The organism is Viridibacillus sp. FSL H8-0110, from assembly GCF_038003565.1.
Classification (GTDB): Bacteria; Bacillota; Bacilli; order Bacillales_A; family Planococcaceae; genus Viridibacillus; species Viridibacillus arenosi.
Genome location: NZ_JBBOPJ010000001.1, coordinates 268,457 through 287,298 on the forward strand (window position 1 = coordinate 268,457; position 18,842 = coordinate 287,298).

The 18,842-nt window shown below is 35.8% G+C and carries 15 protein-coding genes; 7 read left to right on the plus strand and 8 right to left on the minus strand.

The genetic code is table 11. The features are described from left to right. Positions 1 to 20: 20 nt before the first annotated feature. Positions 21 to 536, plus strand: coding sequence for a PCYCGC motif-containing (lipo)protein (locus tag MHH98_RS01410; protein ID WP_340710505.1), 516 nt, complete (start codon positions 21 to 23; stop codon positions 534 to 536). Between the two features lie 141 nt (positions 537 to 677). Next, positions 678 to 2,060 (plus strand): class II fumarate hydratase, encoded by a 1,383-nt coding sequence (fumC, locus tag MHH98_RS01415; RefSeq protein WP_076034761.1) that lies wholly within the window; start codon positions 678 to 680, stop codon positions 2,058 to 2,060. Positions 2,061 to 2,123: 63 nt separating this feature from the next. On the opposite strand, the gene MHH98_RS01420 is transcribed toward fumC, so the two are convergent. Together MHH98_RS01420 and MHH98_RS01425 are read right to left on the minus strand one after the other, a co-directional pair. Beyond that, positions 2,124 to 3,014: an RsiV family protein gene (locus MHH98_RS01420; protein ID WP_076034762.1), complete on the minus strand. Its 891-nt coding sequence runs from the start codon at positions 3,012 to 3,014 to the stop codon at positions 2,124 to 2,126. Further along, positions 3,014 to 3,508: an RNA polymerase sigma factor gene (locus MHH98_RS01425; protein WP_038186270.1), complete on the minus strand. Its 495-nt coding sequence runs from the start codon at positions 3,506 to 3,508 to the stop codon at positions 3,014 to 3,016. The genes MHH98_RS01420 and MHH98_RS01425 overlap by 1 nt, the downstream gene beginning before the upstream one ends. Before the next feature lie 219 nt (positions 3,509 to 3,727). On the opposite strand from MHH98_RS01425, the gene MHH98_RS01430 reads away from it, so the two are divergent. Together MHH98_RS01430 and MHH98_RS01435 are read left to right on the plus strand one after the other, a co-directional pair. Next, the gene (locus tag MHH98_RS01430) at positions 3,728 to 4,414 is read left to right on the plus strand and encodes an ABC transporter ATP-binding protein (protein ID WP_038186267.1); all 687 of its coding nucleotides are present in this window, start codon (positions 3,728 to 3,730) and stop codon (positions 4,412 to 4,414) included. A 1-nt stretch (position 4,415) separates the two neighbouring features. After that, positions 4,416 to 5,753, plus strand: coding sequence for an ABC transporter permease (locus MHH98_RS01435; RefSeq protein WP_038186253.1), 1,338 nt, complete (start codon positions 4,416 to 4,418; stop codon positions 5,751 to 5,753). Positions 5,754 to 5,802: 49 nt separating this feature from the next. Here MHH98_RS01435 and MHH98_RS01440 read toward each other — a convergent pair whose 3' ends face one another. The 6 genes from MHH98_RS01440 to MHH98_RS01465 all read right to left on the minus strand — a co-directional run bounded on the left by MHH98_RS01440 (position 5,803) and on the right by MHH98_RS01465 (position 14,447). Next, the gene (locus tag MHH98_RS01440; protein ID WP_038186250.1) at positions 5,803 to 7,539 is read right to left on the minus strand and encodes an FTR1 family protein; all 1,737 of its coding nucleotides are present in this window, start codon (positions 7,537 to 7,539) and stop codon (positions 5,803 to 5,805) included. Continuing rightward, positions 7,514 to 8,791 (minus strand): iron uptake transporter deferrochelatase/peroxidase subunit, encoded by a 1,278-nt coding sequence (efeB, locus tag MHH98_RS01445; protein ID WP_038186248.1) that lies wholly within the window; start codon positions 8,789 to 8,791, stop codon positions 7,514 to 7,516. Before efeB ends, MHH98_RS01440 begins: the two co-directional genes overlap by 26 nt. Before the next feature lie 7 nt (positions 8,792 to 8,798). After that, complete coding sequence (efeO, locus tag MHH98_RS01450) at positions 8,799 to 9,662, minus strand: iron uptake system protein EfeO (RefSeq protein WP_038186245.1); 864 nt, start codon at positions 9,660 to 9,662, stop codon at positions 8,799 to 8,801. Between the two features lie 234 nt (positions 9,663 to 9,896). Then, positions 9,897 to 11,057: a class I SAM-dependent methyltransferase gene (locus MHH98_RS01455; protein WP_038186242.1), complete on the minus strand. Its 1,161-nt coding sequence runs from the start codon at positions 11,055 to 11,057 to the stop codon at positions 9,897 to 9,899. Between the two features lie 84 nt (positions 11,058 to 11,141). Further along, on the minus strand, positions 11,142 to 12,527 hold the full coding sequence (nhaC, locus tag MHH98_RS01460; protein ID WP_038186238.1) for a Na+/H+ antiporter NhaC: 1,386 nt from the start codon (positions 12,525 to 12,527) through the stop codon (positions 11,142 to 11,144). Between the two features lie 450 nt (positions 12,528 to 12,977). Next, a complete protein-coding gene (locus tag MHH98_RS01465) occupies positions 12,978 to 14,447 on the minus strand; it encodes a methyl-accepting chemotaxis protein (RefSeq protein ID WP_340712182.1) in 1,470 nt (489 codons plus the stop codon). Between the two features lie 239 nt (positions 14,448 to 14,686). Here MHH98_RS01465 and MHH98_RS01470 point away from each other — a divergent pair, with 239 nt between their 5' ends. The 3 genes from MHH98_RS01470 to MHH98_RS01480 all read left to right on the plus strand — a co-directional run bounded on the left by MHH98_RS01470 (position 14,687) and on the right by MHH98_RS01480 (position 18,756). Further along, positions 14,687 to 16,318 (plus strand): AMP-binding protein, encoded by a 1,632-nt coding sequence (locus tag MHH98_RS01470; RefSeq protein WP_038186221.1) that lies wholly within the window; start codon positions 14,687 to 14,689, stop codon positions 16,316 to 16,318. Positions 16,319 to 16,497: 179 nt separating this feature from the next. Continuing rightward, positions 16,498 to 17,985, plus strand: coding sequence for a sodium/proline symporter PutP (putP, locus tag MHH98_RS01475; protein ID WP_038186219.1), 1,488 nt, complete (start codon positions 16,498 to 16,500; stop codon positions 17,983 to 17,985). A 78-nt stretch (positions 17,986 to 18,063) separates the two neighbouring features. Next, entirely contained in the window at positions 18,064 to 18,756 is a 693-nt protein-coding gene (locus tag MHH98_RS01480; protein WP_038186216.1) for a VOC family protein, read from the plus strand. Positions 18,757 to 18,842: the final 86 nt, after the last annotated feature.

An 18,842-nucleotide genomic window follows, 5' to 3' on the forward strand; every position in this document is an offset into this window, starting at 1 on the left:
GTGTGAAGGAGTTATTAGTAATGAAATTTAAATGGTTTACGTTATTACTAGCTGGTTCTATGATATTGACTGCTTGCAGTAGTGGTGAGGACAAGGCAGAAGAACCGGTAAAACAAGAAAAACACAATGAAGAATCAGGACATCAACACACTGTAGCTAATGGTGATATTCAAGAGACGACAGCTTCAGCAGATGTTCTTCCAAGTTTTTTAGATAAACAATCTGAAGATTTGAAGCTTGTTTATAAGGCGACAGGTCAAGCAACAGAGATTCTTAAATGGATACCTTGCTATTGTGGATGTGGAGAAAGTGCAGGCCATAAAAGCAATATGAACTGCTTTGTTAAAGAAGTGAAAAAGGATGGCTCAATCGTTTGGGATGATCATGGAACAAGATGTGTAGCTTGTGTAGAAATCGCAATCCAATCAATTAAAATGGCGCAAGAGGGTAAGTCTTTAAAGGAGATTCGTGATGTAATTGATGATGCTTATAAAGAAGGTTACGCTAAACCTACGCCAACGCCAATGCCAGCTTAATCGTATAATCCAACCTTGTATAATTTTTTATACAAGGTTTTTTTATTTCAAACAGCAGATAAGACATTTCAATGAGAAAGCGTTATCATAAATAACAGAAAGGTAATAAATTTCGTAGAAAAACAAGGGAGATGGATGATTTTGGATTATCGTATTGAACATGATTCTATGGGAGAAGTAAAAGTACCAGCAGCACATAAATGGGGAGCTCAAACACAGCGTAGTAAAGAAAATTTTAAAATTGGTACAGAACAGATGCCAATTGAATTTATTTATGCATATGCACTTCTTAAAAAAGCAGCAGCGACTGTCAGTGCTGAACTTGGTAATCTGTCACAAGTTAAGGCCAATGCCATTGTTCACGCAGCTGATGAAATTATTGCAGGTAAATGGGATGAAGAATTCCCACTTGTTGTGTGGCAAACGGGTAGTGGTACGCAAACTAATATGAATGTCAATGAAGTAATCGCTCATCTAGGAAATGCATATTTGCAAAAACAAGGTAGTGATGAAAGACTGCACCCAAATGATGATGTTAACAAATCTCAAAGCTCTAACGACTCATTTCCGACAGCTATGCATATTGCTGCTATTACTGTTGTTACGAATGATTTACTACCAGCTCTACAAGAGATAAAAGAAACATTGCAGGCGAAAGCTGAGCAATTTAAAATGACGATTAAAATTGGCCGTACGCATTTGCAAGATGCAACACCTCTAACACTTGGTCAAGAGATAAGTGGATGGTTGCATATGATTGAGAAATCAGAACAAATGATAAAGCAAAGTAAAGAACATTTGCTAGAGCTTGCTATCGGTGGAACAGCAGTAGGGACGGGCATTAATGCACCTAGCGAATTCGGTGATCTTGTTGCAAATGCTTTAGATAAAGAAACGGGACTCCAATTCGTTTCATCTGCAAACAAATTCCATGCACTCACAAGCCATGATCAAATTGTTCATGTGCATGGTGCTTTAAAAGGCTTAGCAGCAGATATGATGAAAATTGCCAATGATGTGCGATGGCTTGCAAGTGGTCCTCGAAGTGGTATCGGTGAAATTACCATTCCTGAAAATGAACCGGGTAGCTCGATTATGCCGGGTAAAGTGAACCCGACGCAAAGTGAAGCTGTAACGATGGTGGCGACGCAAGTTATGGGGAATGATGTGACGATCGGTATTGCAGCTAGTCAAGGAAATTTTGAACTCAATGTATTTAAGCCAGTTATTCTATACAACTTCATGCAATCTGTCCGTTTGTTAAGTGATGTTATCCGAAGCTTTAACGAACACTGTTTGGTAGGCATTGAGGCAAATGAAGAAAAGCTAGACCATTTTGTGAAAAATTCACTTATGTTAGTAACAGCACTTAATCCACATATTGGTTATGAAAATGCAGCTAAAATAGCGAAGCATGCACATAAAAATGGCCTAACATTAAAAGAAGCAGCACTTGAAACAGGGTTATTAACTGAAGCTCAATTTGATGAAATCGTAGATCCAGTGAAGATGATTCAATTTTAAATTAAGACATTAAAAAGCCTTGCATTTCAGCAGAGAAAACACTGCTGAGTGCAAGGCTTTAAATTATTTAATATAGTGATTACTTACAAGATCTTTTTGTATAACGCTTGTTGGGATTTTGAATTTTACAGAACCCATATAGCCTGGTGCAACCTCATATTGATCAAAGTAGATGATAAGCTCATTATTTTTTGTAATAGAGAAGTTTTGATCTGCTTTAATTTTGTCAAAGCCATCGTTTGTTTCTGATTCTCCTGCAATAAAGTAGGTTTTTTCAACATCAGCAGCCATTTGTTTACGCATCTCATCTTTAATATAAGTTGAGATGGTATCGATATAGGCATTGTCTTTGAATAGACTTGGTAAAGTAATGAGTAATTCATTCTTTTTGTCTATTGTATCGTTATGAATTGTTTCATAGCTTGAAGCTTGTGTTTCTACAGTATAACGACTAATTGAAAGTAAGTCATCTGTATCTGTTAATACTTTGTAGCCCGCGTCTACACCTAAGTGACCTCCGCCTTGTTCTTCAATTTTGGCCATTTTCTTTTGGAACTGGGCAAATAGCTGAGCATTTTCTTGCTCGTATTTTGAGTTCAATGTTGTTTCCAATTCTTTGTTTTCAAGGCCTGTAATTTGAGGGGTTGAAATGTTGGCTTGCGAATTGTCGTTACCATCAGCTATTTCATTCATAGTGATAACTTTGACAATTGAATTTAAGACAGGAATGTTAGACATTGATTGTGCAAATGCAGGACTCAGGTTTACACTACCTGCAAATAATATGGCAGCAGCTGCGGCACCTAGTCCAAAATTTTTAAAAGGGTTCATATTTTTTCGTTTATTGTTTTTCATTGGATTAGCTTCCTTTATAGCTTTTTGGACAACAAAATCTAGTTCTTCAGGAATTTCAATATTGTCGAATCTTTTTTTGGCGTCGTTAATTTTACTCATTATTCCACATCCTCTTTCATTTCTATGCGTAGCTTGCGCAATGCGGCATAAAGCCTTGTTTTAATTGTGTTGCTATTTTCCCCGAGCATTTCGGCAATATCATCGATTTTCATATCCTCAAAGAAGCGCAAAATGATAATGGTTTTGTAAGTTATGGGTAAATGATCAATGGCGTCATATAAGTCTAAATCATGTAATTCATTTTCTTGATTTGGTAAATGAAAATCAAGAATTTCATCCGGAGAGGCGATTGTTCGTTTGTTTCTCTTTATATAATCTATGGATGTATTGATTAAAATACGGTAAAACCATGTTTTAATGTATTCAATTTGTTCTATATAATCGATTGATTTGAGTGCTTTAACAACGCTCTCCTGTACGATATCCAGTGCATCTTCTTTATTTTTGACATAGCTAAATGCTAGTCGGTAATAAGAATGCTGATTTTCTATTATAAATGCTTCTACAAGCTTGTATTTTTCCTCTTTTGTCATGACCAGTTAACTCCTTCATAAATATAGCGTATCGCGAAAACACTACAATATTTTGACTTGGAAGTACCACGAAAAGTTTGCGTCTACACAAATTAATTTGAAAACCTTAACGCCACTATATCTAATCTTAAGAATTTCTTCATCTTTATCCTCCTTATTACTTAAGAATCTATGTATATACTTAATTTCAGTAAGTAAGTGGAGAGGGGCTAAAATAAATTGATTGAAATAAAAAATGTGAGTCATACATTTGCTATAGGAAAAAAAGGTAAAGAAAAAAAAGTGCCAGTGTTGAAGGATTTATCATTCGATGTGGCAAAAGGAGAAATAGTTTCAATTGTTGGTAAGAGTGGATCTGGTAAATCGACATTGCTAAATACTATTGCTGGCTTTATGACGCCTGAATTTGGATCAATTGTTATCAATGGTCAAGAAACAGTTTCTATGAATGAAGTTACTCATGCGCAGTTCCGATTAGAAAATTTTGGATTTATCTTTCAAAACTTTCAACTGATGCCGGGTTTAACGGCGTTTGAAAATATTGAATTACCACTAAAGATTAAAGGTATTCCTTCTGCAAAGCGGAAGGTAAAAGTAAAAGAACTATTACAACAAGTAGGGTTGGAAAATGTTTCAGACCATTATCCAAATGAGTTATCGGGTGGGCAGCAACAGCGTGTTAGTATTGCCCGTGCATTAGTAACTAATCCGCCGATATTATTAGCGGACGAGCCTACAGGAAGTTTAGATTCGGAAACAGAGCAAGATATTTTACTCCTTATTCAAAGCCTTAATAAAGCGTTGAATTTAACGTTTGTCATTATTACACATGATGAAGAAGTGGCTAATATAGCACATCACAAATTCAGAATGCACGATGGCGAATTAGTTAAGGAGGTATTGTAATATGTTATTTAAGGATCAAGTAGATTTTGTTAGACAACACTTAAAGAAAAATAGGCTACGTGTGTTTACAACTGTTTTAGCAACTACTATGGGATGTGCGTTTTTAATTGTATTAGCATCCATCGGTTTTGGTTTACAAGGGTCGATGGAAAGAGAAATCTTAACAGATCAAAAATTGACAGAAATTGAGGTACACGGAGATCCTCAAAAGAAAATCGATGTAGATGCCATTAGAAAAATGGAGAATGTCAGAGCAGTGGTTGAAAAAACAAATGCTCAACTATCGGCTAACGTAAAATTTGAGGAACGTACAAATAGCGTACCAGTAAACATGACTGAATTTGATAACGAAGAAAAGGTCGGGAGTAAATTATCTGAAGGTCGTCTACCTCAAAATTCTGATGAAATTGTAGTTGGTTATCATTTTGCAGAGAATTTATTATCGAAAGCAGAGTTGAAAGAGCAAGAAAAGTTAAATGAGGAATCTGCAGAAAATGACACAACTTCTACTAAGCAAGCAAAGAAACTTGGTTACAAGGAATCGCTAGTAGGTAAAACAATTTCAGTAAAACTACAAGATTATGATAATGATAAGGCAATTAATAAAGAGTTAACATTCAAAGTGGTTGGTGTATCAGAAAAACCGGCAAAAGATTGGCTTATTAAAAATACGATACTATTTAGTCATGAACTAAAAGGCGAGTTTTATAATATTTATAAGGCATCTGTAAAAGATTCGAAAAACATAAAAGCTGAAAAAGATATGTTCTATCCGGAGATAAAAGTACATGCTACGAATTTAGAAGCAGTAAAAGGTGTAATAGCCAAACTGAAGGATAAAGGTTTAAGTGTTTACTCAGTTACTGAGCAATTAGATGATATCAATGTTATATTCTTAGCATTTAAAGTAGGTTTAATCTTTGTAGGGACGATTGCTGTATTAATTGCTTCTATTGGTATTTTCAATACAATGACAATGGCTGTTACTGAGCGTACTCGTGAAATTGGGGTCATGAAGGCGATTGGGGCAAGTCCGAAATTGATCCAGCGATTATTCTTAATGGAAAGTGCTTGGATTGGTATTTTAGGAACAGCGATTGCAATTGTTATATCATACGGTATTAGTTTCTTATCAAACTGGCTATTGCCAATTATTATTGATATGGCTACTGATTCAAAGCAATTCCAAGAAGCGGATATTGTATTCTCAGATATTCCTTGGCAACTAATACTTGTAGCTTCAGCTATTAGTATTGGAGTAGCATTACTTTCAGGTTGGAGACCAGCACGTAAAGCAACAAAGATTGATGTTATTCAAGCGTTACGACAAGAATTATAATTATAAAAAAAGAGCGACTAGCCAATCAGCTAGTCGCTCTTTTCTTATCTTAATTAACTGCTTTTTCGTTGTGACGTTTGTAGAAGAATGTAACTATCACTAAGAAAATTAAAATAGATTGTCCAATGATAGTTTCGATTGTTGGATAAAAACCAATATTTGCCCAGACAGGAAGTTCGCTAATGATGGACGTTGGTAAGACATCTGTTAACTGCAATGTATGGATACTAACACCGATAATTTTAAATGCTAATAAATAGATTAAAATGGTTGCGACAGCAAAGAAGTAGTGGATTGGGATTTTGCCACTTGCTCTCAGTAATACGATGGCTACAACAATTAAAATAAGAAGTGCAATGCCAATCCCTAAAGTGAAGTCGAAAGTCGACATTTTAGGTGCAATCCCTGCATAGAAAACAAGCGTTTCAGCGCCTTCACGGAAAACAGATAAAAAGCTGATAAATGCCATTGCCCAAACACTTTGTTTAGACATCGCATGATTCATTTGTTTAGCAATGTAATTATTCCATGATTTGATGTTGGATTTGCTGTGCATCCACACACCTACACCAATCATCATTGCTGCAGCTGCAAGTCCAATATAGCCTTCTAACATTTCACGGCTTGTATTAATAGTTGTCGAGTTGAATAATGTAGACATTAAAATAGCTGCCACAGCACTTAACCCAATACCAATTCCAGCTCCAATATAAATCCATCTTTCCATATGTGTTTGTCCAGATTTTTTTAAGAAAGCTATCAGTGCAATGATGATTAATAAAGCCTCTAAACCTTCACGTAAAAGAATTAATGCTGAATCCCAGAAGCTATAGTTCTGATCTCCTTGGATAAGCTGGATTTGTTGTTTAAAGTTGTTTAACTGAGATTTAATGTCCTTTTCATCTATAGCATCTTTCATTAAATTACTGGCTATGATAGGCATATCACTTTCAATTTTCGTATATAGGCTGGCGTTTTTCGTGCGAATATCACCCTCAACGTTTGGCCATGTAGTGATGAATTTTTTAATAGTTGCTGATGCTTTAGAGTATTCTTCCTCATCAATTTGATCTTTTGCCTCATCAATTAAATCTAATAATGTTTGCAGGGAGTAGGTACCAGATTGAGTAGCTGTTTTTTTTCCTGCTGCAAAGTTATCAATTGCTTTTTTTAATGAGTCGAATTGATCTGTTAATGAATCGATATTAGGGTTGTCATCTGCAAGTGTCATTCGCATAAAGGAAATCTGTGTTTCAATTTGACCATATGCAGCAATATCATGCTCGCGTACTGGACGTTCATTTTTATTCCAAAAAGCATTGAACTGATTGTACTGAGATTCAATCTTTTCTAAGTCCCCCGTTTGAATGGCGTTGTCCAGCAAATTCAGGGCGGGAGTAATCGTTTTTAAAAACCCAGTACGTTCGGCTTGTTCGTCTACAGGATTTTCAGCTTTTTCTAAAGCTGTTAATGCTTTGGATAGCTTTGTAAGTGCAGTAAGACGGTCCTCTTTAGATGAGGCATTTAGAGCTTCATCTAAAGAGGATTCGATTGCCTTTTTTTCACTAGATGTATTTACATCAGTCTTTTTCCAATCAGACTGGAATGTCTTAATCGCATCAATCGCTTCTTTGTCTTGATCCTGCTTAGAGCTCATAATGGCATCACTAATAGAAATATATAAATGACTATAAGATACAGCAGCACTTACAGGATGTATTGATGTTAAAATGATTAGCCCAAGAATAATCGCAATTTGACTACAGTGTTTTAAAAAGTGCTTCACCGATATAACTCCCTTTTTGTATACCAGGGAAGCAAGCGAATAAGGCACTGCCTCGATGGGTAATATATTCGTTCATTTTATCTAATCGACCTAGACTGTTTTGAATTTTAATGAATTGATCAGGATTTTTTTGGAATGAAACAAAAAGCAATCCTGCGTCATATGAGCCTGTAGCATCCATAACACCTGATGAGTATGAATACGAGCGACGTAGTATGCGTGCATCGACAGATTTCGCTAGGAAGACATGGGATGTTTCAGGGACTACATAATTTCCGTTATCATCTTTTCGATCAATATCCATCGCTTCAAATTCATCTTTTTTGCCAATAGGTGCACCACTATCACGATGACGTCCGAATGTATTTTCTTGTTCTTTTAAAGAAGTACGGTCCCAAGTTTCTAAATGTAATTGGATTCGGCGAGCAACTAAATAAGAACCCCCAGTCATCCAACCTTTGGATTCTCCAGATTGTACCCAAACAACGTCATTCATATCTTTTTTGTTAGAAGTAGTGGGATTCTCTGTGCCATCTTTAAAAGCAAATAGATTACGAGGAGTCTGTTTTTTCCCTTTTGAAACAGGGAATGCATTGAAGCCAGCTTGTGACCATTTCAAAGATACTTTGCCAGAAGCAGCACGTACGAGATTGCGAACTGCATGGAACGCCACTTGTGGGTCGTCAGCACATGCCTGAATGCAAATATCCCCACCAGTGTAAGCAGCATCTAGTTGATCCTTTGGGAAGTGGGGCAAGTCTTTTAATTCGTTTGGTTTTTTAGAAGCAAGTCCGAATTCCTTTTTCTCAAAAAGAGATGGTCCAACTCCGAAAGTGATACTTAAATTTGCTGCATCAAGACCTTTTACCTCTCCGGTATCTTTTGGAGGCATCATTCCATTAGTCGTTGGATCGCCAATCATATCGCCATTCATTAAACGAACTGCAAGAGGTGTCCACATTTTGAACAACTCTTGCAATTCTTGTTTAGAAGTAACTAAAACATTTAAAGAAGCGAAATAGATATTAGTTTGCACATCTGTTGCAATTCCAGATTGATGTTGGCCATAGAAATTTACTTTGTTTGTAGTGGTTGAATCGTCATCAAAAAAATCCATTCCAAATGTTTTGATGACGCCACCGAAACCTGTAGCACCAATGGCTACGCCAGCAGCACCAAGACCGGTCATTTTCAGCATTTGACGACGCGAAATTTTTTTATCATAGATTTTTTCTTCTTTTGTTTCAGTCATTGTAATCTCACTCCATTATGATTGCCATTTGGCTTAATGGTTCTCCAAGGTTGTTTACTGCTTCAGCTAATGCCTTTGTATCGTCTTTAGTAAGTTCAGTGTATGAAACATAGCCATCTTTTGTTTCATGTTTAGCTAATAAATCGTTAACTGTTTTAAATTTCTTTGTTAGGTTTTTAGCTAATTCAGGGTCTTTAGCTTCGATTTTGCTTTCTAAAATAGTGAAGATTTTTTCGGCACCTTCAACATTAGCTTTGAAGTCATATAAGTCAGTATGAGAAAAAATTTCTTCTTCTCCTGAAATTTTAGATGTAGAAACTTCGTTTAATAAATCGATTGCTCCGGTCATCATTAAATCAGGAGTTACTTCAACTGTTTCGACACGAGCGCGTAGTTCTTTTGCATCTTTAAGTAGTTGATCAGCAGTTTTTTCGTAGCCTTTTGTTGTGTTTTCTTCCCATAATCCGTACTCAATTTTATGATAACCGCTCCAGTCTTCTTTTCCTTGACCTTCTTCTTCAAGGTCAGCTAAACGAGCATCAATACGTGGGTCAAGGTCACCGAAGCTTTCCGCGATTGGTTCAGAACGTTCGAAGAACATACGCGCGTTTGGATAAATGTCTTTTGCTTTATCAATATCACCAGCTTTTACAGCGGTAACAAATTTTTCTGTTTCAGTTGTGAATTGATCCATTTGATCAAGTGCGAATTCTTTATATGCATCTATTTCGGCCTGTAAGTCAATTACTTTTGTATCTTTTGTTGCTTCAGTTGATGAATTCTTAACAGAAGATTCTTTATCTGAGTTATTACATCCTGTTACGATAACGCTTCCTGCTAATAAAATGGCTAATAATGATTTTGACTTCATTGATATCCTACTCTCTGCGATTCGATTTTATATCTACAATAATGATAATCATTATCAGTGAAAAGTCAATGCTTTTCTAGACAAAAAATTCAAGTTAATGGAATTAGTTTCCTTTTCGCGTAAAAGTGTATCATTAAAATGGAAGGAATAGATATGATTTCTCTCACAGTGCTTCTTAAAATATTTTAATTGTAAAAAAATCCCCTATACCAAATATTGGCACAGGAGAAATTATTAGTTGAGATATTCCTTTAATTCTTTTTCTAAGAATGGCTTTGCAGATAAAAATTTTGTAAAGGCTTCATAGCGTTCCTTTTGAATAACTGTTGTTTTTTTACCTGTGAAGTATGCACGAATTAAAATATTCTTCGGTGTATTCTCCATATCGATAAACTCTAGCAGCTGTGTTTCGTAACCAACAAGTGTTAAAATTTCTGCTCGAATAGAGTCTGTAGCTAGTGCAGCAAAACGTTCTTTAACTAAACCATGTTGAAGCATAATATCAAGTGGTGAAGATTGAACTTGAGTATTTAATTCATGTTGGCAGCAAGGAACACTCAAAATTACTTTCGCTCCCCATTTTACTGCGCGTGCTAAAGCCATATCTGTTGCAACATCACATGCATGTAGAGTAACGACCATATCGACAGTTGTTTCATCATTATAGTCGTTAATATCTCCAACTAAAAACTCAAGTTGATCATATTCTAAATCCTTGGCGATCTGTGCACAATGCTCAATGACTTCCTTCTTTAAATCTAAACCTGTTACACGTATATCCAACCCTTGCTCGATTTTTAAATAGTGATAAAGTGCGAACGTTAAATAGGATTTACCTGAACCGAAATCGAGTATACGAATGGTACGGTCCTTTGGTAAATAATCGAGTGAATCATGGATAAATTCGATAAAGCGATTAATCTGTTTGAATTTATCATATTTTTGCTTTTTCACTTTACCATCAGCAGATTGCACCCCTAAGCGGATGAGGAATGGATAAACTGTTTCAGGATCTAGTAGGTAATTCTTTTTGCGATTATGTGAAAGGTCGACCGTTTTATTTGCTGTTTGTTCATCTTTCCAAAATACTTTGTTTTTCTTAGATAGTTGAATCTGTATGTTTTCACTAGTGAATTCACCATGAAACTGACGGAATTTCTCAAAGAGATCATTAACTGTCTTTTCAATAGAAGATAATGGTATATTTTCGTGCTTTAAAATACGTTCATATTGATATTCAAGCTGAATATGATAAATGCCTTTTAGTTCGATTGGTTTTAATTTAATACGTTTAATTTCATTTGACTTTGCGCGTGGCTGGCTAATTGTAGCAGCTATTAATTCTTTATTTAACAACCGTTGCAATAACGCTTGTGTCATTTCTTGATAATCCATTATTACTCGCCTTCTTTATTGTTTAATAGTTGGCATTAGTGTACCATAATTCGCCGTCATCAAAGAATAAAAGAAGTTGAGTAATTATTTTTCATCAATGTATGAAAGTGTTTTGCCTGTCCAACCAAATAAGATTGTTAAAATTGGTGATAACAAACAGAACAGGGCAAATGGCAAGTACGCCCAAGTTGAAACACCTAATACATTAGTGATAAAAATACCGCATACACTCCAAGGAACGAGTGGGTTTACAACTGTACCTGCATCCTCCATTACACGTGCAAGGTTTTTACTTTTTAAGCCAACCTTTTTGAACTGTGCTTGGAAAGCTTCACCTGTTAGTAAAATAGATAAGTATTGCTCACCGATTAATGTATTAATACCGATGGCTGTAACGGCTGCACCTGTAATAACAGAGCCAGTACTTTTAAAGAAGCTTTCTACTTTAGATAATAGTGCTTGCACGATACCAAGAGTGAACAACAAGCCTCCCATACTTAGTGCTAAAAGGACAAGTCCGATTGTGAACATCATGCTATTAATTCCGCCACGGGAAAGTAGGGAGTCAATGTCTTCAATACCTGTAGTAGATTTGAAGCCGTTAAATAAAATGTCCATTATTTCACTAAATCCAAATTGTGTATGGAAATAAGAAACGATAATAGCTGAAATAGAACTAACTGCTAATGTTATAATTGCCGGGGTTTTTTTAAATGTGAACACGATTAGAACAACTAATGGAATGAGCGTGTACCAATGCACCATACCTGTTTGTAACAGCCCGTTTTGGAATGAATCAATTTTGTCTGCGTGTTGTAATTCTTTATTCGGTGAAATTACACCGTAAACAATTAATGATATGAAAAATGCAGGAATCGTTGTCCATCCCATATTTTTAATATGTTCAAATAAGTCTACACCAACAATGGCAGATGAAAGGTTAGTCGTATCAGATAGAGGTGACATCTTATCACCAAAAAAAGCACCTGAAACAATAGCGCCAGCAGTGATCGCTAAAGAAATATCCATTGCGCTGGCCATGCCGATAAACGCAACTCCAACTGTAGCAGTAGTAGTAAGTGAGCTACCAATAGCAACACCTACAATACAAGTAACAAGAAATACAACAGCAAAAAAGAAATGTGGCGTAATAGTTTGGAAACCTAAGTAAATCATTGTAGGGATGGTACCACCCATCATCCAACTACTAATCAAAATGCCGATAAAGAAGAAGATGAAAATGGCACTTAAACCTGCTCTAGAACCTTCAACTAGACCTTCTTCTAGTTGTTTATAAGAAACCTTTTTGATTAAGCCATATGCGATTAACAATAAGATACTCATAATAATTGGCATATGAGGTACTGCATCAAATTTAGCAATACTAATCCCCATTGTGGCAATAATGACGCCTACAAGAAGTAAGGCTTCAAAAAAAGATGGTGTAATTTTAGCTTGAATACGAAACATAGAAATCCTCCTATATATTAAAATGGCATAAAAAAATCCTTCTATCCCTATAAAAAGGGACGAAGGAGAACTCCGCGGTACCACCCTAATTGTTGAATAATTGTATCCAACCACTTCATTTAAAACGAGTATCTAATGGTGTAATTCATCTATAGAACAGACCTAAGTTTGCACCGATTACTTAGTCTCTAATTGCTGTCTGTAAAATACCTACTATGTCCATCACTCGGAATATATACTTTGTCGCTTCAACGCATTGAAGTTAATAAAGATTCTACCACGTTTAAGTTTATAGTCAATAGATTTGACCTAAATATATTATTTGAAACTGCATTTTTATATCTTAATTAGAAAAAAGTCTATTGTTATCGTATTCCTAGGTATTCGGCAATCGAGCATAAATAAAAAAACTATCGGCAATTTGATGCCGATAGTTGAGAAAATAATAGACTATGCTTTTATTGAATTCGCCACTTCATATGTTTGGTTAACGTAACTAGCAATTTGAGCTTGTTCCTCTGTTAAGTTTACTAGGGTCGCATTTAGCTCTTCGAGAGCCGCCGTACTTTCTTCAATAATAGCTGCAAACTCAGTAGTACTTTGCTGAATGGTTTCGGAGTTGCCTTCTATTTGCGTCATATTAGTCAATAGTTGAGTCATTTGTTGTTGCAATGTCTCCATAGTTTTGTGTAACTCATTGAAGGCGGTTGTAGAGTGTTCAGCCTCTGATACTTGTTTATATATCTTGTTCATTCCATCTTCTAATTTCATGAGGGTCACTTCGTTATATTCATTAACGTTACGTAAGTTTGAATCAATTTTCACGAGCGTTTCATCTGTTACACTAGCAAGTTTACGAATTTCATCAGCTACGACAGCAAAACCTTTACCATGTTCACCAGCGCGAGCAGCTTCAATAGAGGCGTTTAATGCCAGTAAATTCGTTTGCTCCGTAATCTGACGAATCGCTACTGTAAAGGAGTTTGTTTCAGATATTTTTTCTGTTAAATCTTTGAAGGCCATACTTAAATCGATAAAGAATTTTGTGAAGTCATCAATATCATTTTTCATTATTTGCATACGAGTAGCACCATTCGTTGCTTGGGTACCCGCCTGGCTAGATTGTTGCACAGCCTCTTTCAGTGAAGTAGAAATGCCACGGATTGTCTGTGTTGTAGCTTCTGAGTTTAGTACGATGTCTGAAATTCGATCAGCTTGTTGCTCCGAACCAGCGCTAATCTCGTTAACAGCGATAAGCATCTCTCGTTGTGCAGCTGTCGTACTGTCAGTATTTTGTGTAATGCTTTGAAGATTTGTTGTAATCGTTTGAACTGATGAAGATAGTTTGTCCATCAACATAGTTTCTTGATGAGATTTCTCTTCTAATTCTACATATAGTTTAGCGTTATTATTTGCGTTGTGTGTATTTTGATGGATTTGTAAAAAGATTGCGATACCAGATAAGAAATGAACAAGTACTAAGTTTTTAAATTGACTAGACATCATATCCACTTGTTCAAAATATATTTGGTTTAAGACCATTGAAATAGCACTTAAAAGGTAACCAAAGATCAACAGCTTTTTACTTGAATGAATACTAGATACTATTAATAAGAAAAAGGATAATGCAATAGAACCCAATGTACTGACACCTTCACCAAGTATTGAGCCCATGATAGTGAAGAAGACCATTAATAGAATGAAGTATGGAAAGAAACGTTCGAAAATCGCTAATTTACGTTCAATAAGAAAAGAAATTAATAAGAGTGCAAAAATACTACCAATTACAAGTTTGACCATTGGGTGCGAGTCGAAAAGTAATTGTGCTAGAAAACCTATGCCCGAAGCGATGATTGTTACTAGGAAAATAAAAAAGTTCTTTCTCTTCCAATCTTCTTTAGATAATAATTGCATGTTCATAGTAAAGGACCTCCTTAAATAAATAATTTCTAATAGTTATGGATAGGTATAAGGTATCTATGTTGTAAATATTTTATAAATCTTATTAACTAATAATAATGTAGAGAACAAAAGATTACTATACTTTATTGGAAAAAATGATAATAACTAATAAACTCTACCATTTTAATGAGTTAATTAATCAGAATTTTGTGATAAAATAATAAAAGATAATACTTCGAACAAAGGGGGGCTGTTTTATGTTATTACATAAGACTGTTGGAGAAGTTTTACGCAATACAATGGAAGCGTTTCCGAATAATGAGGCATACGTGTATCCTGAAAATAATGTGAGAAAAACTTATGCAGAATTTAATCACGAAACAGATGAATTAGCGAAAGCTTTTATCGGTATGGGGATTGCAAAAGGGGAGCATATTGCCATTTGGTCGGATAATAAGAGAGAGTGGCTACTTAGTCAGTTTGCATCAGGGAAAATGGGAGCTGTTCTTGTAACAGTAAACACGAATTATCAAGAAAATGAACTTGAATATTTGCTACAGCAATCGGACTCGACGACATTAATACTAGGAGAGGAATTTAAAGGTACCTCTTATATTAATATCATCCGAAAAATATGCCCAGAATTAACAAACTCTAAAAAAGGTTATATTCAATCAGAGAAATTACCACAATTCAAGCGAGTGATAGTTATGAGTGAAAATGATTATCCTGGTATTTATAAATGGAGTGAACTTGTAGAATTCGCGGAGCAAGTGACAGATGAAGAATTAGAAGAACGTTTTCAATCTCTGGATCCAGATGATGTTATTAATATTCAATACACATCAGGTACCACAGGTTTCCCAAAGGGGGTCATGTTAACACATAATAATGTCGTAAATAATGCTCAGCTAGTTGGAGAGTATATTCACTTAACGGAGCATGATCGTTTGTGCATCCCAGTGCCATTTTTCCACTGCTTTGGTTGTGTGATGAGTACATTAGCTTCTGTATTACGTGGTGCTACAATGGTCGTGTTGGAACAATTTGAACCGGGCTTAGTGTTACAAACCGTGCAAGATGAAAAGTGTACAGCACTACAAGGGGTACCTACAATGTTCATCTCTGAACTAAATCATCCCGACTTTGGTAAGTTTGAATTATCCTCACTGCGTACAGGGATTATGGCGGGGTCAATTTGTCCAATTGAGGTAATGAAAAAGGTCATTAACGATATGGGTGCTCGTGAAATTACGATTTGCTATGGTCAAACAGAATCTTCACCAGTTATTACACAAACAAGCACGGATGATTCGATTGAAAAGCGTGTATCTACAGTGGGGAAACCACATCCGAATGTAGAGGTAAAGATTATTGATCCAGTGACTGGGGATGAAGCACAGATTGGTACACCGGGTGAATTATGTGCGCGTGGTTATTTAATTATGAAGGGCTACTATAATAATCCGGAAGCTACACATGCAGCAATCGATCACGAAGGTTGGCTTCATACAGGTGATATCGCAGTTATGGATGAGGATGGTTACATCGACATTACAGGGAGGATTAAAGACATGGTGATTCGAGGCGGTGAAAATATTTATCCACGTGAGGTGGAGGAGTTCTTATATGAGCATCCACAAATTCAAGATGTTCAAGTTGTCGGAGTACCAGATGAAAAATATGGAGAAGAGCTAATGGCTTGGGTCATATTAAAAGAAGGGGCGTCTGTCACGGAAGAGGAGCTCAGAGCATATTGTAAAGGGAAGATATCCTATCATAAAATTCCGAAGTATATTCAGTTTACAGATGAATATCCAATGACAGCATCAGGGAAAATTCAGAAGTTTAGATTAAGAGAATTATCACAATCACACCTAGTGAAGTGAGTTGTTATGAGCATAGATAATATGTTGAAGTTTTGAATAACTTTATCTTTCTTTTAGTGATCTTACAGATGAGAATTGTTTACACGTTATGAATAAATATACTACTCTACTTACTTATGCTAGGATAATCATGATAAAATGGCTATATCATATAGGTGAAGGGAAGAGTGAGATTTATCATGTCTGATAATACGTATCAACTCATTGCAATCGTTATTTATATGATTGCTATGTTAGTAATTGGCTGGTATGCATTTAGGCGTACGGCTAATCTGACAGATTACATGCTCGGCGGGCGCTCATTAGGACCTGCAGTTACAGCATTAAGTGCGGGAGCAGCAGATATGTCGGGTTGGTTATTAATGGGGCTACCAGGTGCAATTTACGCAAGTGGATTAATAGAAGCCTGGATTGCAGTTGGTTTAACGGTAGGAGCATATTTGAACTGGGTGTTTGTTGCACCACGTTTACGTATGTACACACAAGTATCAAATAATTCAATTACAATTCCAAGCTATTTAGATAATCGCTTAAGAGATAAAACGAAGTTACTTCGCATTGCTTCAGGTTTAATTATTCTTGTGTTCTTTACTTTCTACGTTTCTTCGGGAATGGTTGCAGGTGGAGTATTTTTCGAGAGTTCGTTTGGTTATGATTATCACATGGGTCTATTAATTTCATCTGGTGTGGTAATTGCATATACACTATTTGGAGGATTTTTAGCTGTTAGTTATACAGACTTTATTCAAGGATTAGTCATGTTTTTAGCACTTATAATTGTTCCGATTTTTGGTTTATTTTTAACAGGTGGATTTGGAGAAACTGTAGATTCAATAAAAGAAGTTGATCCAAAACTATTAAGTTTATTTGCTGGTACAACGGTTACAGGAATTATTTCTACTGTGGCATGGGGGCTAGGTTATTTTGGTCAACCGCATATTATCGTTCGTTTTATGGCTATTAAGAGTGTGAAGGAAACAAAACAAGCTCGTAGAATCGGAATAAGCTGGATGTTCCTAAGTTTATTTGGTGCTGTTGCAACCGCGCTTGTTGGTATTGCCTATTATCAACAAAATGCTGGGGTATTAAAGAATCCTGAAACAGTATTTATTGCTTTAGGGCAAATTTTATTCCATCCGTTCATTGCGGGTATTATGCTTGCGGCTATTTTAGCCGCAATTATGAGCACGATTTCATCTCAATTAATCGTAACGTCATCTGCATTAGTGGAAGACATTTATAAGGCTGTATTTAAATCAAATGCTTCAGATAAACAATATGTATTTTTAGGGCGTATGTCCGTACTTTTAGTATCTATTTTGGCTATGGCGTTAGCTTGGAAACAGGATAATAAAATTTTGGATTTAGTATCTTTTGCTTGGGCAGGTTTTGGTTCAGCATTTGGACCTATTATTTTATTGACATTATACTGGAGGAAAATCACAAACTGGGGTGCATTAGCAGGTATGGTAACTGGGGCAGTGACAGCTTACGTTTGGGGCTCAAATGATAAGCTTCATGCGGCTATGTACGAAATTGTACCAGGATTTATCATCTGTCTACTTGTAGCGGTTGTTGTTAGTTTATTAACGTATAAACCTAATAAAGAAATTGAAGAAGAGTTTGATAGAACAATAGAGTTATTGAAAGAAGAACAAGAAGGCTAATCATTCTTGTGTCCGTAGTTGGCTATGCTTGCATACATACAGCTACGGACTTTTCTATATACATAAGGGGTGATAGGGATGTTTGAATTAGATCATGTCGTATATTTCACAACAAAAAATCCACAGCAGGTTGTCGAACAGGAACAAATTGAAGGTTTACATCCTGTTAAAGGTGGGCAGCATTTGGATTGGGGAACGTATAATGCACTATTTTATACAAAGAATAGTTATATCGAATGGCTGGCTATTGAAGATGAAAATATAGCGAAACAATCAACTCAGCCTTTAGTGAAACAACTTTTATATGATATTGCCGATGGTGAAGGTTTTGCATCATTATGCTTACGTTCAAACGATATAGAAAAGAAGAATCGCTATTTTCAAAAAATGGGCTATCGTACATCAGGTATTATTCCTGCTGAGAGAAGAACGTCCAATGGCGGATTACGCAAATGGAAGATGCTTTTCATCGATCATAAAATAGACCATACTTTACCATACCCATTTTTTATACAGTGGGAGCAGACGGATGAGGAACGTTATTCGTCATTAAGAGAAGATGGAACAGTCAAACCAGAAAATGAGGAATTGACGATTAAACGCTGTACCTTCCACGTGAAAAATGTAGAAGAGAAGCTTATTCAGTGGTCAAGATTATTATCATTACCTACAAAGGGGAATACATTGAAGCTGGGGAATACAGTATTTGTTTTTGAGGAAAAGCATAATAGTAAAGAACGATTGCATACAATCGAAATTGCAAAAGGTTGAGAGTTAAGAATCGAATATGTTAGGATAAATTTACCTTTTTAAATAAAGGTTTTCTAAATGGTATTTGAGTGAAACTGTTTAAATGT

Coding starts and splice junctions, on each gene's coding strand:
- MHH98_RS01455 (WP_038186242.1), bottom strand. CDS start 11,057: ATGGATTATCAAGAAATGACACAAGCGTTATTGCAACGGTTGTTAAAT.
- MHH98_RS01435 (WP_038186253.1), top strand. CDS start 4,416: ATGTTATTTAAGGATCAAGTAGATTTTGTTAGACAACACTTAAAGAAA.
- putP (WP_038186219.1), top strand. CDS start 16,498: ATGTCTGATAATACGTATCAACTCATTGCAATCGTTATTTATATGATT.
- MHH98_RS01480 (WP_038186216.1), top strand. CDS start 18,064: ATGTTTGAATTAGATCATGTCGTATATTTCACAACAAAAAATCCACAG.
- nhaC (WP_038186238.1), bottom strand. CDS start 12,527: ATGTTTCGTATTCAAGCTAAAATTACACCATCTTTTTTTGAAGCCTTA.
- MHH98_RS01425 (WP_038186270.1), bottom strand. CDS start 3,508: ATGACAAAAGAGGAAAAATACAAGCTTGTAGAAGCATTTATAATAGAA.
- MHH98_RS01410 (WP_340710505.1), top strand. CDS start 21: ATGAAATTTAAATGGTTTACGTTATTACTAGCTGGTTCTATGATATTG.
- MHH98_RS01470 (WP_038186221.1), top strand. CDS start 14,687: ATGTTATTACATAAGACTGTTGGAGAAGTTTTACGCAATACAATGGAA.
- MHH98_RS01420 (WP_076034762.1), bottom strand. CDS start 3,014: ATGAGTAAAATTAACGACGCCAAAAAAAGATTCGACAATATTGAAATT.
- MHH98_RS01465 (WP_340712182.1), bottom strand. CDS start 14,447: ATGAACATGCAATTATTATCTAAAGAAGATTGGAAGAGAAAGAACTTT.
- efeO (WP_038186245.1), bottom strand. CDS start 9,662: ATGAAGTCAAAATCATTATTAGCCATTTTATTAGCAGGAAGCGTTATC.
- efeB (WP_038186248.1), bottom strand. CDS start 8,791: ATGACTGAAACAAAAGAAGAAAAAATCTATGATAAAAAAATTTCGCGT.